The sequence below is a fragment of the Streptomyces sp. NPDC091292 genome (assembly GCF_044757265.1).
In the GTDB taxonomy this organism is placed as follows: Bacteria; Actinomycetota; Actinomycetes; order Streptomycetales; family Streptomycetaceae; genus Streptomyces.
In genome coordinates this window covers 322,521-346,394 of the sequence record NZ_JBIVUQ010000002.1, presented here as the reverse complement: position 1 = coordinate 346,394, position 23,874 = coordinate 322,521, and the positions used below count along the sequence as shown (strand labels likewise).

The following is a 23,874-nucleotide window of genomic DNA, read 5'->3' as shown; positions in this document are numbered from 1 at the left end:
TTTCAGGCGGCGCGGACTTCGGCGAGCCGGGCGTTGACGACGTCGACCAGGGCGCGCGGGGTCGCGGCGTCGGTCAGCGCGTCGTCGTCCAGCGAGATCCCGTACTCACGCTCGATGTGCCCGCCGGTCTCCAGCAGGGCAAGGGACTCGTATCCCAGGTCCTGGAACGCGCTGTCCAGGATGTCGCCGTCGAGATCAACGCCCTCTTCGGCGCCCGCGGCCTCCAGCAGAATCCGCTTCAGATCGTCCAGGGTGAATGGGTTGGTGGCCACGGGGTCCCTCCGGGTGGGTCGGTGGTGGTGAGTGGGGGTGAGTGGGGGTGAGTGGGGGTGAGTGGGGGTGAGTGGGGGTGGTGCGGCCTGTGTGGGTCGCGTCGCTGCGGTCCGGCCGCTGTGGGCGGCGTCTTGGCGGTCCGGCCGCTATGGGTCGTGTCCCGGCGGTCCAGCCGCTGCGGGTCGTGTCTCGGCGGTCCGGCCGCTGCGGGTGGCGTCTCGGCGGTCCGGCCGCTGCGGGTCGTGTCTCGGCAGTCCAGCCGCTGCGGGTGGCGTCTCGGCGATCCGCCCGCCGTGGACGGCGTCTCGGCAATCCGCCGCTGCGAATCGCGGCGCGGCGATCCGCCCGCTGCGGGCCGTGTCCCGGCGGTCCAGCCACTGCGGCTCGCGTCTCGGCGATCCAGCCGCTGCGGGTTGCGCCTCGGCAATCCGGCCACTGCGGCTCGCGTCTCGGCGATCCGCCCACTGCGGCTCGCGTCTCGGCAATCCGCCCACTGCGGCTCGCGCCTCGGCAATCCGCCCACTGCGGCTCGCGTCTCGGCAATCCGCCCACTGCGGCTCGCGCCTCGGCAATCCGCCCACTGCGGGCCGCGCCTCGGCAATCCGCCCACTGCGGATCGCGCCTCGGCAATCCGCCCACTGCGGGCCGCGTCTCCGCAATCCGCCCGCCGTGCACGGCGCCTCGGCAATCGCCCGCTGCGGGCCCCGTCTCGGCAATCCGCCCACTGCGGATCGCGCCTCGGCAATCCAGCCACTGCGGGCCGCGTCTCCGCAATCCGCCCGCCGTGCACGGCGCCTCGGCAATCGCCCGCTGCGGATCGCGCCTCGGCGATCCAGCCGCTGTGGATGGCGTCTCGGCGATACAGCCACTGCGGCTCGCGCCTCGGCAATCCAGCCGCTGCGGGCCGCGTCTCCGCAATCCGCCCGCCGTGAACGGCGTCTCGGCAATCGCCCACTGCAGGCCGCGTCTCGACAATCCGCCCACTGCAGGCCGCGTCTCGGCGGTCCAGCCCCTGTACCTCACGGCTCGGTTGCCCGTACGACCACGGCGGAGTTGAAGCCTCCCTGACCCCGGGCCAGCACCAGCGCTGTCCGCACCGCGAGGGGGCGTGGTCGGCCGACGACGAGGTCGATGTCGTACGCGGGTGAGGGCTCCACATGGACCGTGGGCGGGACGATCCCGTCGCGGATCGCGAGGAACGCGGCGGCCAGGTCGAGCGGCGCCGCTCCCGAGTAGAGGCGTCCGGTCATCGTCTTGGGCGCCGTGACCGGGACGCCGCGCGGGCCGAACAGGGTGGTCAGCGCGTCGGCCTCGGCGGCGTCGAGCGCGGGGTCGGCCGCCGCGTCGGCGAAGACCACGTCGATGTCGCCGGGGTCCACGCCCGCGTCGGCGAGGGCGAGTTCGGCGGCCCGGCGCAGCCCCGGTTCGCGTCCGCTGCCGGGCCGGGGGTCGAAGGTGGCGCCGTACCCGGCGATCTCGCCGTAGCTGCGGGCGCCCCGCGCGCGGGCCGCTTCGGCGTCCTCCAGGATGAGGATCGCGCCGCCCTCGCCGGGCACATGGCCCCGGGCCGCGCGGTCGAAGGGCAGATAGGCGCGCGTGGGGTCGTCGCTGGTGCTGAGCCTGCCGCCGGCGAGCTGGGCCACCCAGCCCCAGGGGCAGATAGAGGCGTCGACGGCGCCGGACACGACGAGCCGGGTGCCCTTGCGGATCTGCCGGCGGGCCTGCGCCACGGCGTCGAGGCCGCCCGCCTGGTCGCTCACGACGACCCCGCTGGGCCCCTTCATGCCGTGCCGGATGGAGATCTGGCCGCTGTTGACGGCGTAGAACCAGGCGAAGGACTGGTACGCGGACACGTACTGGCTGCCCCGGCCCCACAGTTTGCGCAACTCGCCCTGGCCGAACTCGAAGCCGCCGGAGGCGCTGGCGGTGACCACGCCCATGTCGAAGGCGTCTCGTTCGCCGGGCCGGACGTCCGCGTCGGCGAGCGCCCAGTCGGCGGCAGCGAGCGCGATCCGGGTCATCCGGTCGGTCTGCGGGATGAGCCGGCTCGGCAGATGGTCCTCGGCGACGAAGCCGGGGATCTCCCCGGCGAGGCGGGCCGGGTAGCGGGACGGGTCGAAGCGGGTGACCCGGCCGATACCGCTTCTGCCGTCGCGGGTCGCCGCCCAGTAGTCCCGGGTGCCGAGCCCGTTCGGGGACGCGACGCCGAGCCCTGTGACGACGACGGACGCGCTCACGCGAGGCTCCGGTCGGGCCGGGCGAGCACCATCGCGCTCTGGAAGCCGCCGAAGCCGCTGCCGACGGTGAGGACGGCGTCGGTCAGCTGGTCGCGGGCGACGAGCGGGACGTAGTCGAGGTCGCACTCGGGGTCGGGTGTGTGGAGGTTCGCGGTGGGCGGGACCGTGTCGTACTCCATGGCCAGCGCCGACGCGGCGATCTCGATGGAGCCGATCGCGCCGAGCGAGTGCCCCACCATCGACTTGATGGAGCTGACGGGTGTCCGGTACGCGTGCCGGCCGAGGCTCGTCTTGAACGCGGCGGTCTCGTGCCGGTCGTTCTGGAGGGTGCCGGAGCCGTGGGCGTTGATGTAGTCGAGGGTCTCGGCGTTCATCCGCGCCTCGTCCAGGGCGAGCCGGATCGCCTCGGCCATCTCGGCGCCGTCCGGCCGCAGTCCGGTCATGTGGTACGCGTTGCTGCGGGTCGCGTAGCCCGCGATCTCGGCGTACACATGGGCGCCGCGCCGCCGGGCGCTCTCCCACTCCTCCAGGACGAAGACGGCGGCTCCCTCGCCGAGTACGAAGCCGTTGCGGGTGCCGTCGAAGGGGCGTGAGGCGTGCTCGGGGTCGTCGTAACGGGGGGTCGTGGCCTTGATCGCGTCGAAGCAGGCCATGGTGATCGGTGAGATCGGCGCGTCCGACGAGCCGGCGACCATCACATCGGCGGTGCCTTCGCGGATGAGTTCGGCCGCGTAGCCGACCGAGTCGATCCCGGAGGTGCAGCCCGTGGAGACCACGGTGGCCGGGCCCTCGGCGCCGACGGCCCAGGCGACCTCGGCCGCGAAGGAGCTGGGCACCAGATGCTGGTAGAGGTGCGGTGCGGCGTACCGGTGGTCCACGAGGTCGAGCCGTCCGCCGTCGCTGACGACGCGGTACTCCTCGTCGAGGCCCATGGTGGCGCCGACCGCGCTGCCCACGGTGACACCGACGCGGTAGGGGTCGAGCGCCGCGCAGTCGATGCCGCTGTCCGCGACCGCGCCGCGCGCGGCGACCACCGCGAACTGGGCGGCACGGTCCATCCGCCGGACCTCCTGCGGGGTCAGCCCGTGCTCGTAGGGGTCGAAGTCGATCTCGGCGGCGACCCGGGAGCGGAACGGCGCCGGGTCGAAGAAGGTGATGCCCCGCGTGGCGGTGCGGCCGTCGCTGAGCAGATTCCAGAAGTTCTTGGTGCCGACGCCGCCGGGCGCGAGCACCTCCATCCCGGTGATGACCACGCGGCGGGCCGTCACGCCGCCTCCCAGGAGTAGAAGCGGGCGGCCATCGCGTCGGCGGGCGAGCGCCAGGTCGCCGGGTCGTAGGCCTCGATGAACGGTTTCAGGTCGGCGCTGACCCCGACGAAGCGCGGGTCGGACTTGGCGTCCTCGATCCGCTCACCGCCGTCGTCCGCGTCGAAGTCCTGAAGGTGGAAGTACAGTCCCCGGAACGAGAAGAGCTGGCGCCGCCGAGTGCCCATACGGTGGGGCATCTCGGTCGCGTCGAACCCCGCGAACACACGCGCCACGTCGATACTCGCGGCGGGGTCCATACGGGCGACGATCAACGTGCTGTGCATGCGGCTTCACTCCCAGAGCGACAGAAGCACCGGATCTTGTGTTCAAGGCTCTTCCGAAGCGCACATCCGTTCAAGGCACATTTGTTCAGGTCCCTGTCAGGTTCCACAGGGGCCCGCAGGAATGTCCGGGGACCGACAGGGCCAGGTCGACGGCAGGTCGGCGGCGTGTCAAATGCCGCGCTGAGAGCGGCACTCGAAGCACCGCCCCCCGAGGACCACTCACCGCCCCCCCACAGGACCGCACACGTGCACACCCCTTGAAGCGCACGCGTCACGCTGCATAGGATCCTTGACCAGAGAATGAAACGTTTCAAGCCAGCGGGCAGCAGCCGCACCACGCCACAACACCCACTTCGCACCACCCGCTTCGCAACACCCGCTTCCACAGCCGTGCTTCATGTGATCAAGGGACGTGTGATGACCAAGGGTTGGAATCGCCGGGTCTTCCTCCGCAGCTCCGTCGTGGGCGCCGGGGCGGTGGGGGCCGCCGGGCTCGGCGCCGCCGCCCCGGCCCTGGCCGCCGCGCCGAACTCCGGATCCGGGTCGGGAAAGGAGCGGCACGGGCCGCTCCGTATCGAGCGCACCACGGTCGAGTACGCCGACACACTGCTCGGCACCGAGGTCGCGAAGCCGCGGCTGGCCTGGGAGTTGTCGGCCGAGGGGCAGACCGGGGCGCGGCAGTCCGCCTATCAGGTGCGGGTCGCCCTGTCCCCCGCCGATCTCGGCTCGGCGCGCCGGACGGTGTGGGACTCGGGCCGGGTCGCGTCGGACCGGACGTTCGGCGTGGCGTACGCGGGTCCCGCGCTGCGTCCCCGGACGCGCTACCACTGGCAGGTCAGGGTGTGGGACGGCGCGGGCCGACCGTCGTCGTGGAGCCGGGTGCGCTGGTGGGAGACGACCCTGCCGGACGGTGCGTGGCAGGGGCACTGGATCGGTGCGGCGAGCGCGGAGCGGCCCCCGGGCTTCGACGGGGCGTCGTGGATCTGGTCGCCGGGCGCCACGGCGAACGGGGCGCCTCCCGGGGCGCGTTGGTTCCGCGCCGCGCTGGACCTGCCGTCCGGTGCGGAGGTCCGCAGGGCGACGCTGGTGGTGACTGCGGACGACGACTTCACGCTGTATGCGGGCGGGCAGCGGGTCGCGCATCAGCCGGAGCGCACGGACGCCTGGCGCACCGGGCATCTGGTCGACGTCACCGAGCAGGCGCGGGCGGCGGACCGTGGCCGGGTGGTGCTGGCCGTGCTCGCGACGAACCGGGGCGGCGCGTCGGTGAACCCGGGCGGGCTCCTTGCCCGGCTGATCGTGGACGCGGGCGGGACAACGGAGTTGGTGACGGGCGCGGGCTGGCGCTGCGCCGACCGGGAACAGGAGGGCTGGGAGCGGCCCGGCTTCGACGACTCCGGCTGGGACGCGGCCGTGGTGCTGGCGCCGTACGGTCAGGGCCCCTGGGGCTCCGGGGTCTCGGTGGCGGTTCCCGAGCAGCCGGCGCCGCTGCTGCGCCGCGCGTTCACGGTCCGCAAGCCGGTGGCGCGGGCGCGGCTGTATGTCAGCGGACTGGCGTACTACGACGCCGAGATCAACGGCGGGCGCATCGGCGGGCAGGTGCTCGACCCGGGGTTCACGGACTACGACGAGACCGTCCTGTACGCGGTGCACGACGTGACGGACCGGATCCGGCGCGGCGACAACGCGATCGGTGTGACGCTCGGGCGCGGCTTCTTCGGGATGACGACGCCGAATGTGTGGAACTGGCACACGCCACCGTGGCACGGCGAGCCCAGGCTGCTCGCCCAGTTGGAGATCGACCATCCGGACGGCACCCGTACCACGGTCGCGTCGGACGGCTCCTGGCGGATGACCGAGGGGCCGACGCTCACCAACTCCCTGTACGCGGGCGAGACGTACGACGCCCGCGAGGCGCCGAAGGGCTGGACGCGGCCCGGTTTCGACGACGGCGGCTGGCGGGCGGCGGAGCGGCAGGACGCCCCGAAGGGCACGCTGCGGGCACAGCCGCACGACCCCATCGAGATCATCGACACGGTACGGCCCGTCGGCGTGAAGGAGCTGACGCCCGGTGTGTGGGTGGTCGACATGGGCCGCACGATGGCGGGCTGGACGAAGCTGACCGTGCGCGCGGCGGCGGGGACGACGGTACGGCTCGTGCACGGCGAGAAGCTGCGCGCGGACGGCAGTGTGGTCGCCGAGACGGGGCATGTGCCGGGGCGGTTCCAGACGGACGAGTACGTGTGCGCGGGCGGCGGCGCCGACGAGGTGTGGGAGCCCAAGTTCTCGTACAAGGGCTTCCGTTATGTGCAGGTGAGCGGGTTCCCCGGGAAGCCGGAGCCGTCGCAGGTGCTGGGGCGGGTCGTGCACACGCCGGTGGACGAGGTGAGCGACTTCCGCTGTTCGGAGGGGTTCTACGAGCAGTTGGACCGGGCGATGCGGCGGACGGTCCTGAACAATCTGCACGGTATCCCGACGGACACGCCGATGTACGAGAAGAACGGTTGGACGGGCGACGCGCAGCTCGGGGCGCCGGTCATGACGTACGCGTTCGGGATGCACCGCTTCCTCACCAAGTGGCTCGACGACCTGAAGGACAGTCAGAACCCGGACGGGCAGCTCCCGGTGATCGTGCCGAGCGGCGGCTGGGGCTACGGGGATCTCGGCCCCTCGCCGGAGTGGACGACGGTGTATCCGTTCCTGGTGCGCGAGATGTACCGCGTGTACGGCGACGACCGGGTGGCGCGCGACCACTGGCCGACGCTCACCCGCTATCTCGACTGGGAGATCGCGCGGCTGCGCGACGGCCTCGCGATCACCGCGCTCGGCGACTATCTGCCACCGGGGTACGGCGGCAACCCGCCCGAGGACACCCGGCTCACGGCGACGGCCTACCTTCACCGGGCGCTGACGGACACGGCGGAACTGGCGGACGTCTTGAAGGAGACGGCGGTGGGCCGCCGTTACCGCTCGGTCGCCGACGGTCTGAAGTCGGCGTTCAACGCGGCCTTCCTCGCCCCCGAGGGCCACTACCGCACGGCGAAGGACCCCGGGTACCGGCAGACCAGCAACTGCGTCCCGCTGGCGTTCGGCCTGGTCCCGGCCGGTGCGCGGGCGAGCGTCACCGCCTCGCTGCTCGCCGACATCGCGGCGCGCGGCAACCACCTCAACACCGGCGCGCTGGGTACGAGTGTGCTGCTGCGGCAGCTCTCGGCGCAGGGCCATCCCGAGGTCGCGCACGCCATCGCCACGCAGCGCACGTATCCGAGCTGGGGCTACTGGTTCGACAACGGCGCCGACACGATGTGGGAGATGTGGCAGCTCGACTCCCGCTCCCGGGACCACTACTTCCAGGGGACCGTGGCGCAGTGGCTGTACGAGAACGTGGGCGGTCTGCGCCCGGGGGACGCGGGCTACGGCACGTTCACGGTCCGCCCCGACGCCCGTACCGGCGTCGACTGGGCACGCACGGCGATCCGTACCGTGCGCGGTGAGGCGGGCGTCGCGTGGTCGGTGATCGACGGGGCGACACGGATGACGGTGAGCGTGCCGGTCGGCGCGGTGGCCGAGGTGCACGTCCCGGCGGCGTCCCGCGCGCAGGTGACGGCTCCCAGGGGCGCCGAACACATCCGCACCGAGCCGGGGTTCGTGGTGTACCGGGTCCCACAGGGCAGGTGGGAGTTCGCGGCGCGCCGCTGACGGGGTGCGATGCTGTCTTCGGAGACCGAGTGAGGGAGACGTCCGTGCTGAAGGCTTTCGCCGAACTGTCCACACCGCTGCTGGCCGACGCCTGTGTCCGGGGCGGTGTGCCGCTGCGTGCCGCGCCGCCCGGCATCGGCGCGGTCACCCCGGGGCAGCGGGTCGCGGGGCGGGTGCTGCCGGTGCGGCACTACGGCAGCGTGGACGTCTTCCTGGAGGCGTACGACGAGGCAGCGCCGGGCGATGTGCTGGTCATCGACAACGGCGGCCGGAAGGACGAGGCGTGCGTCGGCGACCTCGCGGTCCTGGAGGCCCGGACGGCGGGCGTCTCGGGCCTCGTCGTGTGGGGGCTGCACCGGGACACACCGGAGCTGGTGGAGATCGGGGTCCCGGTGTTCAGCTACGGGAGCTACCCGCCGGGGCCCGTACGGCTGGACGAGCGGGAGCCCGAGGCGCTGGTCTCGGCGCGGTTCGGGTTCCATCTGGTGACCGCCGACGACGTCGTGTTCGGTGACGAGGACGGGGTGCTGTTCATCGCCGCCGCGCATCTGGACGAGGTCCTGGCGACCGCCGGGCGCATCCGGGACACGGAGCGCGAGCAGGCCGCCGCGATCAAGCAGGGCGAAACCCTGCGGCGCCAGACCGACTTCGCCACCTACAGGGAGCGGCGGGCGGCCGATCCGACGTACTCGTTCCGGCGGCATCTGCGGAAGGTGGGCGGCGCCATCGAGGAGTAGGGCATCACCGGTCGGACCGGGGCGCGCCGGGGCGCGCTCTGGTAGGAAGGAACGATGCAGGGAGAAGCGGTGCAGGAACAGGAAGCGGCGGCTCAGTCGGCCATCGACACGTTCATCCTGGCGTTCAACGCCTCGGCGGACAGCTATGTGACGGAACTCCTCTCGCAGGCCCTCACCTCGGACGTGGTGTTCTGGGGTCCGCTCGGGCGCAGTGTGAGCGTGGAGTCGGTGGAGCGCTTCGTCCTGGAGCTGCGGCGCCATCCGGCGGGGCCCGGCACCCTGGAGCGCTGCTCCACGGTGGACGCGCCGGGCGAATGGGCGCGCTACCGCTGGGTCTACCGCACGCCCGACGACGGCCCCACACTGGCCGGCACCGATGTGGTCCACCTCCGGGACGACCGGATCGACCAGATGATCGTCTTCGCCGGGGACGTGCCCGCGACGGCGCCCGGTGGCCTCACACGCTGAGGCGATCGGCGCCGACCGGACACGGCCCCGGGGTCAGCGTGAGCGTCGTGCGAGGGCTTCCAGCAGGCTGACCGCCTCGGTGGCGCGTTCGTGCGGGACGAACAGGTGGTCGTGGTGGTAGCCCGCCACGACGTTGCAGCTCAGCCCCGCCGTGGCGAGTTCCCGGGCGACGGCGGCGGTGAGGCCGACCGCGTCCAGGGCCGAGTGGACGCGCAGGGTGATCCAGCCCGCGACATAGGCGTACGGGAGTCCCGTCGCGTCGGCCTCCTCCTGACGGACGACGAGGGTCAGGCCCTCCGGCTCGGCGACCGTCACCACAGGGGTGACCCCGGGCGGGACACCGGGCAGGGCGCCCGCCTCGGTGAAGGTGAACACATAGCGGCCCGGGTTGAGTTCCGGGCGCATCCCGCTCAGCAGCCTCCGCAGATCACGCTCCCCGCTCACGGACCGGTCCGGGGGCCGGCCCGCGCACTCGTCGGACTCGTCGGCCGCTCTCACCAGCGGTGCCAGGAGGACCTCTGTCCCCCGGCCCCGGTCTTCCTGCCACGCAGGAGAATCCCCACGACCCAGACCACCAGGGCGGCCAGGGCGATCCACCACAGAATCTTGACGGCGAACCCGAGCCCGAAGACGAGCAGGAGCAGCAGCAGAACCAGCACGACGGCAATCACCGTGTCATCTCCTTCCACGACACCGGGTGCCCTCGAATCCGCTTCCCGCACGGGTTGCTCCCGGACGTCTGCGAGGCGGGCGGAGGACGACGTGGTGAGGGGCGGAGGGAAGTCACCTGCCGCTCACCAGGCTACGCCGGTCACCCGGACAGGGCCCAGGGACGGCGGGCGGCCCATCCCCCACCGGTTCCGATCTTCGACCTCTCCTCCGGGCTGTTTCTCCTCAATACTGGAAGGGGTGCACGCCACCCCCGACCCACCTGCCGCACCGCGCACCGCACCAGCTCACCGGACCAGCTCACCGGACCCGCTCACCCGGAGGTACCCATGAAGATGCTCATCAACGTGGCCGAGACCGTGGTCGCCGATGCCCTGCGGGGGATGGCGGTGGCGCACCCCGAGTTGACGGTCGACGTGGAGAACCGGGTGATCGTGCGGCGGGACGCCCCTGTCGCGGGCAAGGTCGGGCTGGTGTCGGGCGGTGGCTCGGGGCACGAACCGCTGCACGGCGGATTCGTGGGCCCCGGCATGCTGTCGGCGGCGTGTCCGGGCGAGGTGTTCACCTCGCCGGTGCCGGACCAGATGCTCCGGGCCGCCGCGGCCGTGGACAGCGGCGAGGGCGTGCTGTTCATCGTGAAGAACTACACGGGCGACGTCCTCAACTTCGACATGGCCGCCGAACTCGCCGACGACGAGGGCATCCGTATCGCGAAGGTCCTGGTCAACGACGACGTGGCCGTACAGGACAGCCTCTTCACCGCCGGGCGGCGCGGTACGGGCGCCACGCTCTTCGTGGAGAAGATGGCGGGCGCCGCCGCCGACGAGGGCAGGCCGCTGGACCGTGTCCAGGAGATCGCGGTACGGGTCAACGAGAACTCCCGCAGTTTCGGTGTCGCCCTCAGCGCCGTCACCACCCCCGCCAAGGGCAGCCCCACCTTCGATCTGCCGGCCGGTGAGCTGGAACTCGGCATCGGCATCCACGGCGAGCCGGGCCGTGAGCGGCGGGCCATGATGACCTCGCGGGAGATCGCCGACTTCTCGGTGGACGCGGTCCTCGACGACCTCGACCCGAAGGCGCCCGTCCTGGTCCTGGTCAACGGCATGGGGGCCACTCCGCTCCTGGAGCTGTACGGCTATACGGCGGAGGTGCACCGGGTGCTCGCCGAGCGGGGCGTTCCCGTCGCCCGCACGCTGGTCGGCAACTACGTCACCTCGCTCGACATGGCCGGCGCCTCGGTGACCCTCTGCCAGGTGGACGAGGAGCTGCTGCGTCTGTGGGACGCGCCGGTGAGCACGCCGGGGCTGCGCTGGGGCCGCTGACCCCTCCCCGCCACCGACACCACACCCCTCCTCCCCGGCCCCATCCGACCGACCCCGCCAGGAGTTTCCGTGCTCGATGCCGACTTCTTCCGCCGCTGGATGAACGCGACCGCCGTATCCGTCGACCGTGAGGCGGACCGGCTCACCGCCCTGGACTCGCCGATCGGCGACGCCGACCACGGCGCCAACCTCCAGCGCGGTTTCACCGCCGTCGCGGCAAGCCTGAAGGAGGAGGCGCCCGCGACGCCCGGCGCGGTCCTGGTCCTGGCCGGGCGCCGGCTGATCTCGACGGTCGGCGGGGCGTCCGGGCCCCTGTACGGGACGCTGCTGCGGCGCACCGGCAAGGCGCTCGGCGACGCCCCCGAGGTGTCCGGTGCCGATCTCGCCACCGCGCTGCGCACCGGGGTGGACGCGGTGGCCAAGCTCGGTGGCGCGGCGCCGGGTGACAAGACGATGCTCGACGCGCTGGTGCCCGCCGCCGACGCGCTCGGCGACTCCTTCGAGGCCGCGCGGGACGCCGCGGAGCAGGGCGCCCTGGCGACCACACCGCTCCAGGCGCGCAAGGGCCGGGCCAGCTATCTGGGCGAGCGGAGCATCGGCCACCAGGACCCGGGCGCCACCTCGTCGGCGCTGCTCATCGCGGCGCTCGCCGACACCGCCAAGGACACGGCCGGAGGCACCGGCGGAAACGGGGAGGGTGGTTCCGGTGAGTGACACGCCGCTGGTGGGGATCGTGCTGGTGTCGCACAGCGCGGCGGTCGCCGAATCCGTCGCCGAGCTGGCGGCCGGTCTGGCGGGCGGCGGCGCGACCGCGCCGGTGGCGGCGGCGGGCGGGACCGAGGGCGGTGGCCTCGGCACCAGCTCCGAGCTGATCTCCGCCGCCGCCGCCCGGGTCGACCAGGGCGCGGGTGTCGCCGTCCTCACCGACCTGGGCAGCGCGGTCCTCACCGTCAAGGCCCTCCTTGCGGAAGGCGACGAACTGCCCGACGCCACCCGGCTGGTGGACGCGCCGTTCGTGGAGGGCGCGGTGGCCGCCGTGGTGACGGCATCGGCGGGCGCCGACCTCGACGCGGTCGTGGCGGCGGCGACGGAGGCGTACGACTACCGCAAGGTGTGAGCCACTTGATCCACCGCGAGGTGTGAGCCGCTCGATCACGGCCCGGCACGGCTACCTGCCGCGCACGAACTCCCTGGCCAGCCGCTCGCCTTCCGCGACGGCGGCCCGGTGGCTCTGGATCGGGGCCGCCTTCGAGTCCTTGAAGACGATGTAGGTGACACCGGACGCGGCCCCGCCCGTGCGCGGGTCGGCGGGGATACCGAGGGCCTTCGCCGTCGCGTACGACGCCTCGCCGATGATCCCGGCCGGGCCGGTGTCACCGACGACGGCGTACGTGACCCGGTCCCGGTAGACGACGGCGGCGACGGAACCGCCGGTCACGCCGTGCCGCGCGGGGTTCCACAGGCTGCTGCCCGCCGGGACGACGATGAAGGGCAGCCGGTCCGGGCTGAGGTACTTCCCGTCGGACTGCGCGAACGCCGTCATCGGCGAGAACAGCGGGTCGGCGCGCCTGTTGCAGTGGCGGCCCGGCCGGCCGTCGCAGTCGATGTCCATGTCGGCCTTCCAGTACACGGCACCGCGTCTGCCGCAGACCGGGACGGTCGGGCGTGAGCCCTGGTCGGTGCGGTACTTGCCACGGGAGACGGGCGCGCAGCCACGGGTGGCGGCCAGCAGGTCGGCGGCCGGCACGGCGGGCTCCACGGCCGGTACGGCGGCTCTCGGGACGGGGACGCCGGCGGGGAGCGGTGGCCGGGAGTGGGCGTCGGCGGGTGTGGTGGGGGTGAGTGTGGTGGGGGCGAGCAGGACGGTGCCGATGGTGGCGGCGAGAGCCACCGTTCGGTTGCGCACGATGAGCGGACCCTCCGTGGGGGACAGTGACCAGCGGGCACCAATCTGCACGTTGCGCGCCGTGCGACCGGTGTTCGAGGGCCGGACGGCGGACGCCGTCGCGTGTCGCTGACTCCCTTCGGCGCACCCTCTCAGGCGTGTCCGTTGCCTACGACCTCTTGATGTGTACTCACCATCCGTGCCATACAGGTCTGTACCAATGCCGTGATCCGCGACCGGGAAGGCCCGCCAGTGCGCCGCATCCCCCCACACCACCTCCGCACGCCCCGTCACGCCCTGCCGCTGACCGCCGCCGCGTTCCTGCTGACGTCCTGCGCCTGGAGCGCCGCCGACACCGCCGGCACCCAGCCGCCTCCCCCACCGCTGGGCGTCACCGCGCAGGCGGGCAGCGCCACGACCGTGCATGTGATGTGGAGCAGCCCCGGCGACGGGACCGCGGTGGACGGCTACGAGGTGTACCGCGACGACCGGAAGGTGAAGGAGGTCCCGGGTAAGGAGTACATGGTCGACATCACCGGCCTGACCCCCTCGTCCACGTACACGTTCACCGTGCGGGCCCGCGACGCGAAGGGGGTGCTCGGGGCGCCCAGCAAGGGGGTGTCCGCGACCACGCCGAAGGCGGTCGCCGCCGACGACCAGGCCCCGACACGCCCCGGGAAGCTCACCGGAAAGCCCGCGGGAAGCCGGGCGGCGTCCCTCTCCTGGGGCGCGTCGAAGGACAACAGCGAGGTCGTCTCGTACGACGTCTACCAGGGCGGGACGAAGATCCACAGTGTCGGCGGGGACGTGACCCGGACGACGGTCACCGGGCTGCGGCCCGGCACGGCCTACGTGTTCACCGTGAAGGCGCGCGACGCGGCCGACAACTCCTCGCCCGCGAGCGGCGCGGTGCGGCTCACCACGGCGGGGGCTTCCGACGACGGCCGGGCCACCGCCCCCGCGGACTTCCGCGCGTCGACCCACCGCGCCGACGGCGGCCACTACCTGGATCTGGCCTGGGACCCGCCGGAGACGGACGGGACGATCATGCGCTACCAGATCCAGCTCGACCGTGAGCAGGTCACCACGCTCGTCTGGGGCGGCACACCTCCGAAGGGCCGCGCCGAGCACAGTTTCTACGTGGACAAGGAGGCGGGCGTGGAGCACCGGGTGCGGATCCGGGCGATGCTGCCGGACGGCACCTGGGGCGGGTACTCGGCGGAGCGGACGGTGACCACCGGGCAGCCGGACTCGTAGCGCCACCCGAGCGGGGGGCCGGATGGGCCGGTCGGCGGAGTTCATCACCTGCACGGCGGTCGCCCGCAGGCGCGCGCGCTCCGGTGCGCGTTGGCTCGGCACAAGGCAGCACGGGCGATCCCCCACCCTCGGCGGCGCATGGAACGTACCGCCAACCGTGCCGTCGGAGGGCAGACATATGCGAACCATCCGGATATCCGTCCGCTCAGCCGTCCGTTCCGGCCTCACCGCCACAGCCGCCGCCGCGCTGCCCCTGACCCTGGCGGCACCGGCCTTCGCCGGCGGCACCGCCGTCTCGGGCATCACCGTGACGGCGGCGGGGTCCACCGTCCAGGTCAGTACCGTCGCCTGCACCACCGGGGGCTACGCGTCCCTGCTGTCGACCGGCCAGACCACCTTCGCGCAGGGCCGTCAGATCTCCCTCAGCGGCGGTACCGCGAGCCAGAGCGGCTCCTGGTCCAACGTCGGCCCCGGCACCTACAACGTCAGCGTGCTGTGCGCCAACGGCATCAACGCGGGTACCCGCACCGTGACCGTGGGCGCCGCCCCGACGGTCGCCCCGACGATCTCCGCGACGACCGCGCCCGCGCGCGGCGTACAGGGCGGCCTCGGTGGCGGTACGGAGAACTACGACACCCTCACCAAGGCCGGCGGCGGCGCCCTGGTGGGCGCCGGGATCGGTGGCACCGTCTGGTATCTCCGGCGCCGATCCCGGCACCAGCGCCACTGATCCGCCGCACCGGCCGTACGGCCGCCGTCTCCCCCGGTCCCCCCATCCGCCGGACGGAGGCGGCGTCCGTGCGAGCCGGGGTGAGGGGAACGGCCTCCCGCACGGGACCCCGAAGGCACCCTGTCGATCTCCGGGACGAGATGGCATCGTTGTCGGCGCGATCGACACATGCGTAGCGACACGTACGTGAGCAGGCGTACGTGTCGTCCTGGCGCCGGCGCACCGCGTCCGGCCGACCGCCGACAGGGGGCTCGGGTCCATGTCACGACCGATCAGCGTTCAGCTCTACAGCGTGCGCGACGCGCTCGCCGCCGACCGGGAAGGGACCTTGGCGCGCCTGGCCGCCATGGGGTTCGGGGCGGTCGAGGCCTTCGATGTGCACACCGATCCGGAAGGACTGCGGCGCCTGGCCGACGATCTCGGTCTGACGGTGTCGAGCACGCATGCCGGGCCGCTCCTCGCACCGGATCCGGGGCCCGCGCTGGACGCCGTGGCCCGGCTCGGTACGGATCTCGCGATCGTGCCGGGCGGCATCCCGCACGAGGAGTTCACGAGCCTCGACGGCCTGAAGCGGACCGCCGACCGGCTCAACGCCCTCGCCGAACGCGCCGCGCCCCTGGGCATCCGCGTCGGCTATCACAACCACTGGTGGGAGATCGAGCCGGCGGTCGACGGGCGGCACGCCCTGGAAGTGCTGGCGGACCTCCTGGCGCCGGATGTCTTCCTGGAGGTCGACACGTACTGGGCCGCGGTGGGCGGCGCGGACGTCCCGGCGCTCCTCGGCCGGCTCGGGGACCGGGTCCTCGCACTGCATGTGAAGGACGGTCCCGGCATCAAGGGCGAACCCCATGTGGCGGTCGGCACCGGTGCGATGTCCGTGCCCGGCATCCTGGCGGCCTCGCCGGACACCTGGCGGATCGTCGAGTTCGACGCGTGCGCGGGCGACCTGTTCGCCGAACTCGCCGCGAGCCGCGCGTACGTGGCCGGGCTGGAGGCGGCGTGAGCGCCGGAACGGAGGCCGCCGCCGGAAGGGGGCGTGGCGGCCCGGTCGGGGTCGCCCTCGTCGGCGCGGGCGTCATCAGCGGCCAGTACCTCAGGACCCTCGCGGCCTTCCCGGACGTCCGCGTGATCGCCGTCGCGGATCTGGACGTGGAGCGTGCCCGCGCGGTCGCCGGGGAGCACGGCGTGCCGGTCGCCGGGGATCTGGCCACGGTCCTGGCGGTGCCGGAGGTCGAACTCGTCGTCAATCTGACCGTCCCTGCCGCGCACGCCCAGGTCGCCACGGCGGCGCTGCGGGCCGGGAAGCACGTGTACGGCGAGAAGCCGATCGCGCCGACCGCGGGCGAGGCCGAGAAGCTGCTCGCCGAGGCGTCCGAGCGGGGCCTGCTCGTCGGCAACGCGCCGGACACCTTCCTCGGCGCGGGCCTCCAGTCGGCGCTGCGGGCGCTGCGCGCGGGGCACATCGGGGAGCCGGTGGCCGCGACCACCGTCGTCCAGAGCCTCGGTCCGGAGTCCTGGCATCCGGACCCGGCGTTCTTCTACCAGCCGGGCGCGGGGCCGCTGTTCGACCTCGGCCCCTACTATCTGACGTCGCTGGTGGCCCTGTTCGGCGGAGTGTCCCGGGTGGCGGCGACCGCGGCGACGGCCCGCGCCCGGCGGGTCGTCGGCTCGGGGCCCCGGGCGGGCGAGGAGTTCCCGGTCGACGTACCGACACATGTCTCGGCGCTGCTCACCTTCGACTCGGGGGTACGGGCCACCTCGACGTTCAGCTTCGACTCGGCCCACCGGCGTATCCAGTTCGAGGTCGTGGGCACGGAGGGCACCCTCGCCGTGCCCGATCCGAACACCTTCGACGGCCCGCTGCGGCTGCGGGCCAACGGCTCCGAGGAGTGGCGGGACCTGCCCGTCGACGGCCGGACCGACGGGCGCGGGCTCGGCGTCCTGGACCTGGCGCGTGCGGTACGCGGCGGGAGCGCGCCCCGCGCCTCCGGCTCTCTCGCGCTGCATGTGCTGCACACGATGGCGGCGATCGGTGAATCGGCCGGACGCGGCGCGTTCACGGACCTGCCGCCCCGGCCGGCGCCACCGGCTCCGGTCGGCACGGACTGGGACCCGTGCGCCGCGACGCTCGGCAGGGAGTGACTGGCTGCCGCGAACTCACGCGGGTGCGGTGCCGTCCGTGTCCGGGGACAGGTCGTCGAACTCGGTGAGCGCGTGGTCGAGCCACTGGGTCCAGAAGGTCTCCAGGTCGATCCCGGCCCGCAGCACCAGATGCCGCAGCCGGTCCTCGGGGGTGTCACGGCCCGGCGGGAAGTCCTTCTTCTCGATGTCCCGGTAGGTCGCCAACTGGCTGCGGTGCAGGTCGAGATGGTGGCGCAGGTCGGACGCGATGCCGTCGGTCCCGACCACGGCCGCCGCCCGCAGCCGCAGCAGCAGGGGGTCCCGCAGCGGCTTCGGGTCCTGGGGTGCGGCGGTCCAGCGGGCGAGTTCGGCGCGGCCTTCGGGCAGCACCTCGTACTCCTTCCTGCTGCCCCGCGCGGGACGGTCGGACGGCAGGGCGCGGATGTGGCCGGTCTGTTCGAGCTTGCCCAGCTCGCGGTAGATCTGCTGGTGCGTGGCCGACCAGAAGTAGCCGATCGACCGGTCGAAGCGCCGGGTCAGCTCCAGCCCTGACGACGGCTTTTCGAGCAGGGCGGTGAGGATCGCGTGGGGCAGGGACATGCCCGCATCCTAGATTTGCCGGAGGGGCCGCCGGGGTCACAGGGCCGCCGCGACCCGGGTGCCCTGGAGCACGGCGCGCTTGGCGTCGAGTTCGGCGGCTTCGTCGGCGCCCCCGATGAGGTGCGGCTCCCGTCCGGCGGCGCGCAGGTCCTCGTACAGGTCGCGGCGGGGTTCCTGGCCGGTGCACAGGACGATGGTGTCCACCTCGACCAGGCGGGGCCGGCCGTCGACGGTGAGGTGGAGTCCGGCGTCGTCGATGCGGTCGTAGCGGACGCCCGCGGTCATGGTGACGCCGCGGTGGCGCAGTTCGGTGCGGTGGATCCAGCCGGTGGTCTTCCCGAGCCCCGCGCCGGGTTTGGTGGTGGAGCGCTGGAGGAGGTGGACCGCGCGCGGCGGCGCGGGCCGCAGGGGTGCGGCGAGTCCGCCGGGCGCCCGGTAGTCCATGTCGACGCCCCAGGTCCGGAAGTACACGGCCGGGTCCCGGCTCGCTCCGTCGCCGCTGTCGGTGAGGTACGCGGCGACGTCGAAGCCGATACCGCCCGCACCGAGCACGGCGACCCGCGCGCCGACGGGCGCACCGTCGCGCAGGACGTCGAGGTAGCCGAGGACGCTCGGGTGGTCGATGCCGGGGATGTCGGGCGTACGGGGCAGGACGCCGGTGGCGACGACGATCTCGTCGTACGCCGCGGCGCCGAGCAGAGCGGCGGTGACCCGGACGCCGAGGCGTACGTCCACGCCGAGGTCGGCGATGCGGGTACGGAAGTAGCGCAGGGTCTCGTCGAACTCCTGCTTGCCGGGGACCTTGCGGGCGATGTTGAGCTGTCCGCCGATCTCGGTGGCCGCGTCGAAGAGGGTGACGTGGTGGCCGCGTTCGGCGGCGCTCACGGCGCAGGCGAGTCCGGCGGGACCGGCACCGACCACGGCGACGCGCCGGGCCCGCCGGGTCGGGGAGAGGACGAGTTCGGTCTCGTGGCAGGCGCGCGGGTTGACCAGGCAGGAGGTGATCCGGCCGCTGAACGTGTGGTCCAGGCATGCCTGGTTGCAGCCGATGCAGGTGTTGATGGCGTCGGCGCGTCCGGCGCGGGCCTTGGCGACGAAGTCCGGGTCGGCGAGGAGTGGCCGGGCGAGCGACACCATGTCGGCGTGGCCCGCGGCGAGCAACTCCTCGGCGAGTTCGGGGGTGTTGATGCGGTTGGTGGTGACGAGCGGGATGGAGACCGCGCCCATGACCTTCTTCGTCACCCAGGTGTAGGCGCCGCGCGGCACGGAGGTGGCGATGGTGGGGATGCGCGCCTCGTGCCAGCCGATGCCGGTGTTGATGATGTTCGCGCCGGCCGCCTCGACCGCCCGCGCCAGCGTGACGACCTCGTCGAGCGTGGAGCCGCCGGGGACGAGGTCGAGCATGGACAGCCGGTGGATGACGAGGAAGTCGGGCCCGACGCGCTCGCGGACGCGCCGCACGATCTCGACGGGGAACCGTATGCGGTTCTCGTACGGGCCGCCCCAGCGGTCGTCGCGGTGGTTGGTCGCCGCCGCGACGAACTCGTTGATCAGGTAGCCCTCGGAGCCCATGATCTCGACGCCGTCGTAGCCGGCGCGGCGCGCGAGTTCGGCGGTGCGGGCGAAGTCGTCGATCGTCCGCTCCACCTCGTCGTCGGTGAGCGCGCGGGGTGTGTAGGGGCTGATCGGGGCCTGGAGGGCGCTGGGCGCGACGAGGTCCTGGTGGTAGGCGTAGCGGCCGAAGTGCAGGATCTGGAGGGCGATCCGGCCGCCCTCGCGGTGCACCGCGTCGGTGACGACGGTGTGCTGTTCGGCCTCCGCGTCGGTGGTCAGCCGGGCGCCGCCCTCGTACGGCCTGCCTTCGTCGTTGGGTGCGATGCCTCCGGTGACCATGAGTCCGACACCGCCCCGGACGCGGGTGGCGTAGAACTCCGCCATCCGCGCGAAGCCGCCCTCGGCCTCTTCGAGCCCCACGTGCATGGATCCCATGAGGACGCGGTTGGGCAGGGTGATGAAGCCCAGGTCGAGCGGGGTCAGCAGGTGCGGGTAGCGGCTCATACGGGGCCTTCCGTACGCGGAGTCGTTCCTCGTGGTCGCCTCCTGTTGTAGACGGCTCCGGAAGGTTTGTGCAACTAGTTGCATAAACCGAGTGACGCATGTCATGGGACTTTGTCTGACATACGTCATCGTATGACGGACAAGTAGGGGGGTCAACGGGCCGTCAGGGCCAGATCCCGCCTCCAGCCGCCGGGCCCTGCGGCGGGAGCCGCGTCAGCCCGGAGACGTGCCCAGGCAAACTGCCCAGGATGCCTGCACAGGGCGCCTGTTCAGGGAAAACGCGTGTCCTTGACGCTGTTGAAGACAGGGGCCTACCTTCAACCACGCCAACGCCGGCACCGGTCGCAACGGGGTCCATGAGGACCTACGGGCCGGCCAGTTCGCGCTCCGGCCCGCGACCCGGGCCGCGTGACGCTCACCAGTGCGGGAAGGCCGCTCCTTCCGGTCACCCCGCCGTTGCACACCGACGCCGTGGTGTTGCCCTTTCCCTCTCTGGATTTCGGGAGATCCAGCCCTGATACGGGTTCCCGCAAACCGTTCCGCCGATCGCCAAAGACGCCGGTTCAGGGGATGTCCGTGTCCCCAAGAGAAAGGTTTGACCATGCGACTCAACAGAGGTGCACGGATCGCTTTCCCCGCTCACTTCGCTCTCTTCGCTCTCTTCGCGTTCGTACTCGCCGGATGTGGAGGCTCCGGCAGCGGCCAGAGTTCGGGCGGGGTCCCGAATCGCGTCGTCATCGCGGTGGGCGGCAACTATCTCTCCAGCTATGCGTCCTGGTGGGCCGCGCACGAAAATCTCGCCGAGATCGAGCGGAAATACGGCACGACGATCAGCTACGAGCCGTTCGCGAAAGGATCCGACACCATCGGAGCCCTGGCCGGCGGCACCGCGCAAGTCTGCCTGTGTGCCACCGTCACCGCTTTGACCGCGGCGCATGCGGGCAAGGACCTCAAGTACGTGGGAAACATATCGCTGGGATCGGGCTTGCTTGCCGTCGGGGCGAAGAAGTACCAAGCCGCGAACGGAACCGACCTTGCCTCCTTCGCCGACAAGAAGGTCGGCTTTACGGCACCGGGCTCCCTCAGCCAGGTAACCGCACGGAAGGCCATGACCGCCGCGGGCGTTGACTGGGACAAGACCAAGCAGGTCGCCCTGGGTTCTGGAGTCGCCTTCGCGCCCGCGCTCATGACCGGCCGGGCCGATCTCATTACGGCGAGCATTCCGGAGACGATGAAGACAATCGACGAAGGGGCGGGATATCTGGTGACCGACCTGAACGACCCGCGATCCGCCGAACCACTGATCGGCCAGGTTCTGGGCATGGGTGTCGTCGTGCCCAATGACTTCACCCAGCAGTATCCCGAACTCACTCAGGACCTCGTCTCCGCGCTGGTCGAAAGCCTCGCACAGCTTCGCGGAAAATCCGACGGGAAAGCCGTCTACAGCCTGATGCCCGACGAGTTCAAGAAGGTCAATCCACAGGACGGGTTCCTCCGGCAGTGGAAGTATCTGTCCGGCTCCTTCGCCACCGCCGACGGCGGGTTCACCGACAAGGCGATCACCGACACCATCGCACTGGCGGGCTTGGACCCGAAGAGCATTCCCGAGGGATTCTTCGACAAGCGGTACGTCGACAAGGCCTACAGCACGCTGCCCATCGACCGGCCCGCCGCGGGTTGAACTACCACGATCGCGGCACCTGCCGTGACACCGAAGGAAACGCTCGTTCAACAGCCTGAGTCGCTGATCTCGCTATCGACGATCACGCGGCGTCGATGCGACGACCTCTTGGAGAATCGATGACACTTGTTGGCGACCACGTCGATTTGGCCTCGCCTGCCATCAAGCTGAGCAGCGTCACGAGAACATTCCCCTCCGCGCGGGGCGAGTTCACAGCGCTGACCGACGTCACCCTGGAAGTGCGGCCCGGCGAGTTCGTCTCGGTGGTGGGGCCGTCCGGCTGCGGAAAGTCGACCGTACTGGGGCTCCTGGCCGGGCTGGCGACTCCGGCGAGTGGCACGGTCGAAACGTTCAACCACCCCGTACGCGGGGTGAACCGGGACGTCGGCTTCATCTTCCAGCGCGACGCACTGCTCCCGTGGCGCACCGCTGTGCAGAACGTCGCCCTGCCCCTGCGGTACCAGGGCATGCCCAAGAAGCAGGCTCTGGAGAAGGCCCGTGACTGGCTGAAGCGCGTACGCCTCGGGCAGTTCGCGGAGTCCTATCCCCATCAGCTGTCGGGGGGCATGCGCAAGCGAGTGGCGATCGCGGCGACTCTCGCGTACCAGCCGAAGATCATCTTGATGGATGAACCCTTCAGTGCCCTGGACGTCCAGACCCGCACCCACATGGAGGACGACCTCTTGTCCCTCTGGCAGGAATATCGGCCTTCGGTGCTGTTCATCACGCACGACCTTGAGGAAGCGGTCGGCCTGTCGGACCGGGTCGTCGTGATGAGCGCGTCACCGGGGACGGTGATCGGCGACTACCCGATCGACCTGCCACGGCCCCGGAATCTCATGGAGGTGCGTTTCGAGCCGAAGTTCACCGACCTGTACCACCGGATCTGGGAGCAGCTCCGAGCGGAGGTGCAGCGGAGCCATGCGGAAGAACACTGACAACGCGGCGACGCGGGCGACTCAGAAGCCACCGGGCCGGCGGACGCCGGCACGCAGCGCGAAGTTCACCGTCGCCGTGTGGTTGAGCCGCGTACTGATCGTGGTGGTGGTCATCGGGGGCTGGCAGTTGCTCGCGAGCAACGAGTACTGGCAGCTGCTGCTCGGGCGTCCTTCGGACGTCGCCTCAAGGGTTGGGCAGTGGCTGGTGCTGCCCGAGTTCTGGGACGACTTGGAGCAGACCGTCCTGGAAGCGCTGGCGGGGTACGCGCTGGGCGTCGCGGTGGCGGTCGCTCTGGTGGCCCTGATATTGCCGTTGCCCTCGGTGTCCCGCTTCCTCGCGCCCTACATCGCGATCGCCAACTCGCTCCCCAAGGTCGCCCTCGCGCCGGTGTTCATCATCTGGTTCGGGATCAGCTTCAACTCGAAGGTGTATTTCGTTGCGTCGGCGATGTTCTTCATCGTTTTCTACGGCGTGCACTCGGGCCTGAGGAACATCGACCGCGTGTACCTGGACTACCTCAGGCTGGCAGGCGCTTCGATACTCGAATGCATACGCGACGTGTATGTCCCGGCCATCGCGGGCTGGCTGATGACCAGTCTGCGGGTGTCGGCGGCGTGGGCACTGACGGCGGCGGTCATTTCCGAGTACATCGCGTCCAATTCAGGTCTGGGAAACAGAATCGCCGTGGCCCAGCAGGGTCTTGACCCCAACGCGATCGTGGCCGGAATCCTGGCCGTCGCCACCTTGGCGATCGTCGCCGACCGCGTCCTTTTTCGTGTGGAGAGGAGGTTCAGCGCATGGAAAGCGTAGCGTCCCGTTCGCAGGTGTCCCCTTCGTTGGTGTCCCGTTCGCGCCTGCCGGTCGCCCAGATCCTGTTCCCCGTGCTGCTGGTTGTCGTCTGGGGCCAGGCCATGGAGTTCGGCGGCCTCGACGCTTTCGCTTTCGGTACTCCCGGTGACACCTGGCACTTCCTGAGCCAATGGATCACGGACGGCACGTTGGTGTCCGCTTCGTACTCCACGGTCAAGGTCCTCCTCATCGGCTGGTTTATCGGCACCGTCGCGGGTATCGCCCTCGGCACCGCGATAGGGCTGTCCGACTTCGTCCGGGACGTCCTGGATCCCTTTCTCGCGTTTTTCAATGGCACTCCCCGTCTGATCCTGTATCCGTTTCTGGCGGTGTGGCTGGGCTTCAACGATGTTTCGAAGGTTGTGCTGGTGGCATTGGTCATCGTGGTCGTGGTGACCACGATCGTCGCCTCGGGATTCAGAGAAGTCGACGGCGGCCTTCTCGATTCGATGAGGATATTCGGCGCGCGGACGGGAGGCATAGTCCGCGATGTCTACGCACCAGCCCTCACCAGCTGGCTCGTCGGCGTCACACGGATCACCATCGGGTACGCGTTCCAAGCAGCGATCACCGCCGAGTTCGTGGGATCGAGCAACGGCCTTGGCTATCTGCTGGTGCTCGGCGAATCCAAACTGGACGTTGACCAGATCTGGGCCGGACTCGTCGCGATAATCGTGATCTCCTGGATACTCGACACCATCATCGGGTTCACGGAGAAACGGCTGATGAGGTGGTCACAGGCATAGACGCCGGTGCCG

Annotated in this window: 23 protein-coding genes; 14 read left to right on the top strand and 9 right to left on the bottom strand. The window is 71.4% G+C overall.

What is annotated here, in order from left to right:
- Nucleotides 1-2: 2 nt before the first annotated feature.
- From ACIQNU_RS09660 to ACIQNU_RS09645, 4 genes are all read right to left on the bottom strand, one after another.
- Nucleotides 3-272, bottom strand: coding sequence for an acyl carrier protein (locus tag ACIQNU_RS09660; RefSeq protein ID WP_401363373.1), 270 nt, complete (start codon nt 270-272; stop codon nt 3-5).
- A gap of 1,020 nt (nt 273-1,292) precedes the next feature.
- On the bottom strand, nt 1,293-2,510 hold the full coding sequence (locus tag ACIQNU_RS09655) for a ketosynthase chain-length factor (RefSeq protein WP_401363371.1): 1,218 nt from the start codon (nt 2,508-2,510) through the stop codon (nt 1,293-1,295).
- On the bottom strand, nt 2,507-3,778 hold the full coding sequence (locus ACIQNU_RS09650) for a beta-ketoacyl-[acyl-carrier-protein] synthase family protein (protein ID WP_401363368.1): 1,272 nt from the start codon (nt 3,776-3,778) through the stop codon (nt 2,507-2,509). Before ACIQNU_RS09650 ends, ACIQNU_RS09655 begins: the two co-directional genes overlap by 4 nt.
- Nucleotides 3,775-4,101: a TcmI family type II polyketide cyclase gene (locus ACIQNU_RS09645; RefSeq protein WP_401363365.1), complete on the bottom strand. Its 327-nt coding sequence runs from the start codon at nt 4,099-4,101 to the stop codon at nt 3,775-3,777. The genes ACIQNU_RS09650 and ACIQNU_RS09645 overlap by 4 nt, the downstream gene beginning before the upstream one ends.
- 417 nt (nt 4,102-4,518) lie before the next feature.
- Here ACIQNU_RS09645 and ACIQNU_RS09640 point away from each other — a divergent pair, with 417 nt between their 5' ends.
- The 3 genes from ACIQNU_RS09640 to ACIQNU_RS09630 are packed head-to-tail and all read left to right on the top strand — an operon-like array spanning nt 4,519 to nt 9,005.
- The gene (locus ACIQNU_RS09640) at nt 4,519-7,800 is read left to right on the top strand and encodes a family 78 glycoside hydrolase catalytic domain (protein WP_401363362.1); all 3,282 of its coding nucleotides are present in this window, start codon (nt 4,519-4,521) and stop codon (nt 7,798-7,800) included.
- A 44-nt stretch (nt 7,801-7,844) separates the two neighbouring features.
- The gene (locus ACIQNU_RS09635; protein ID WP_401363359.1) at nt 7,845-8,537 is read left to right on the top strand and encodes an RraA family protein; all 693 of its coding nucleotides are present in this window, start codon (nt 7,845-7,847) and stop codon (nt 8,535-8,537) included.
- Nucleotides 8,538-8,591: 54 nt separating this feature from the next.
- Nucleotides 8,592-9,005 (top strand): nuclear transport factor 2 family protein, encoded by a 414-nt coding sequence (locus ACIQNU_RS09630; RefSeq protein WP_401363356.1) that lies wholly within the window; start codon nt 8,592-8,594, stop codon nt 9,003-9,005.
- 33 nt (nt 9,006-9,038) lie between these two features.
- On the opposite strand, the gene ACIQNU_RS09625 is transcribed toward ACIQNU_RS09630, so the two are convergent.
- Both ACIQNU_RS09625 and ACIQNU_RS09620 read right to left on the bottom strand, forming a co-directional pair.
- Nucleotides 9,039-9,449, bottom strand: a complete 411-nt coding sequence (locus tag ACIQNU_RS09625; RefSeq protein ID WP_401363354.1) for an ACT domain-containing protein — start codon at nt 9,447-9,449, stop codon at nt 9,039-9,041.
- A gap of 50 nt (nt 9,450-9,499) precedes the next feature.
- Nucleotides 9,500-9,676: a hydrophobic protein gene (locus tag ACIQNU_RS09620; protein ID WP_401363351.1), complete on the bottom strand. Its 177-nt coding sequence runs from the start codon at nt 9,674-9,676 to the stop codon at nt 9,500-9,502.
- A 327-nt stretch (nt 9,677-10,003) separates the two neighbouring features.
- On the opposite strand from ACIQNU_RS09620, the gene dhaK reads away from it, so the two are divergent.
- The 3 genes from dhaK (at nt 10,004) to ACIQNU_RS09605 (ending at nt 12,113) form a co-directional block, all read left to right on the top strand.
- Nucleotides 10,004-10,996, top strand: coding sequence for a dihydroxyacetone kinase subunit DhaK (dhaK, locus tag ACIQNU_RS09615; RefSeq protein ID WP_401363348.1), 993 nt, complete (start codon nt 10,004-10,006; stop codon nt 10,994-10,996).
- A gap of 69 nt (nt 10,997-11,065) precedes the next feature.
- Nucleotides 11,066-11,710: a dihydroxyacetone kinase subunit DhaL gene (gene dhaL, locus ACIQNU_RS09610; protein WP_401363346.1), complete on the top strand. Its 645-nt coding sequence runs from the start codon at nt 11,066-11,068 to the stop codon at nt 11,708-11,710.
- On the top strand, nt 11,703-12,113 hold the full coding sequence (locus ACIQNU_RS09605) for a PTS fructose transporter subunit IIA (protein ID WP_401363343.1): 411 nt from the start codon (nt 11,703-11,705) through the stop codon (nt 12,111-12,113). The genes dhaL and ACIQNU_RS09605 overlap by 8 nt, the downstream gene beginning before the upstream one ends.
- A 51-nt stretch (nt 12,114-12,164) precedes the next feature.
- Here the strand turns inward: ACIQNU_RS09605 and ACIQNU_RS09600 are convergent, their stop codons facing one another.
- Nucleotides 12,165-12,902, bottom strand: a complete 738-nt coding sequence (locus tag ACIQNU_RS09600; protein WP_401363340.1) for a glycoside hydrolase family 75 protein — start codon at nt 12,900-12,902, stop codon at nt 12,165-12,167.
- Nucleotides 12,903-13,142: 240 nt separating this feature from the next.
- Between ACIQNU_RS09600 and ACIQNU_RS09595 the strand changes: the two genes are divergently transcribed.
- The 4 genes from ACIQNU_RS09595 (at nt 13,143) to ACIQNU_RS09580 (ending at nt 17,010) form a co-directional block, all read left to right on the top strand.
- Nucleotides 13,143-14,138: a fibronectin type III domain-containing protein gene (locus tag ACIQNU_RS09595; RefSeq protein WP_401364232.1), complete on the top strand. Its 996-nt coding sequence runs from the start codon at nt 13,143-13,145 to the stop codon at nt 14,136-14,138.
- Between the two features lie 178 nt (nt 14,139-14,316).
- Complete coding sequence (locus ACIQNU_RS09590) at nt 14,317-14,868, top strand: hypothetical protein (RefSeq protein ID WP_401363337.1); 552 nt, start codon at nt 14,317-14,319, stop codon at nt 14,866-14,868.
- 259 nt (nt 14,869-15,127) lie between these two features.
- Nucleotides 15,128-15,871, top strand: coding sequence for a sugar phosphate isomerase/epimerase family protein (locus ACIQNU_RS09585; RefSeq protein WP_401363334.1), 744 nt, complete (start codon nt 15,128-15,130; stop codon nt 15,869-15,871).
- Nucleotides 15,868-17,010 (top strand): Gfo/Idh/MocA family protein, encoded by a 1,143-nt coding sequence (locus tag ACIQNU_RS09580; RefSeq protein ID WP_401363331.1) that lies wholly within the window; start codon nt 15,868-15,870, stop codon nt 17,008-17,010. The genes ACIQNU_RS09585 and ACIQNU_RS09580 overlap by 4 nt, the downstream gene beginning before the upstream one ends.
- A 15-nt stretch (nt 17,011-17,025) precedes the next feature.
- Here ACIQNU_RS09580 and ACIQNU_RS09575 read toward each other — a convergent pair whose 3' ends face one another.
- Nucleotides 17,026-17,589 (bottom strand): PadR family transcriptional regulator, encoded by a 564-nt coding sequence (locus tag ACIQNU_RS09575; protein ID WP_401363328.1) that lies wholly within the window; start codon nt 17,587-17,589, stop codon nt 17,026-17,028.
- Between the two features lie 36 nt (nt 17,590-17,625).
- Nucleotides 17,626-19,647 carry an FAD-dependent oxidoreductase gene (locus ACIQNU_RS09570; protein WP_401363325.1) on the bottom strand — a complete coding sequence of 674 codons (2,022 nt, stop codon included), beginning with the start codon at nt 19,645-19,647 and terminating at the stop codon, nt 17,626-17,628.
- Nucleotides 19,648-20,248: 601 nt separating this feature from the next.
- Between ACIQNU_RS09570 and ACIQNU_RS09565 the strand changes: the two genes are divergently transcribed.
- The 4 genes from ACIQNU_RS09565 to ACIQNU_RS09550 all read left to right on the top strand — a co-directional run bounded on the left by ACIQNU_RS09565 (nt 20,249) and on the right by ACIQNU_RS09550 (nt 23,862).
- Nucleotides 20,249-21,328, top strand: a complete 1,080-nt coding sequence (locus ACIQNU_RS09565) for an ABC transporter substrate-binding protein (RefSeq protein ID WP_401363323.1) — start codon at nt 20,249-20,251, stop codon at nt 21,326-21,328.
- A gap of 119 nt (nt 21,329-21,447) precedes the next feature.
- A complete protein-coding gene (locus ACIQNU_RS09560) occupies nt 21,448-22,266 on the top strand; it encodes an ABC transporter ATP-binding protein (RefSeq protein ID WP_401363320.1) in 819 nt (272 codons plus the stop codon).
- A complete protein-coding gene (locus ACIQNU_RS09555) occupies nt 22,250-23,077 on the top strand; it encodes an ABC transporter permease (protein WP_401363317.1) in 828 nt (275 codons plus the stop codon). Before ACIQNU_RS09560 ends, ACIQNU_RS09555 begins: the two co-directional genes overlap by 17 nt.
- Nucleotides 23,065-23,862 carry an ABC transporter permease gene (locus tag ACIQNU_RS09550; RefSeq protein ID WP_401363314.1) on the top strand — a complete coding sequence of 266 codons (798 nt, stop codon included), beginning with the start codon at nt 23,065-23,067 and terminating at the stop codon, nt 23,860-23,862. The genes ACIQNU_RS09555 and ACIQNU_RS09550 overlap by 13 nt, the downstream gene beginning before the upstream one ends.
- The last annotated feature ends 12 nt before the right edge of the window (nt 23,863-23,874 follow it).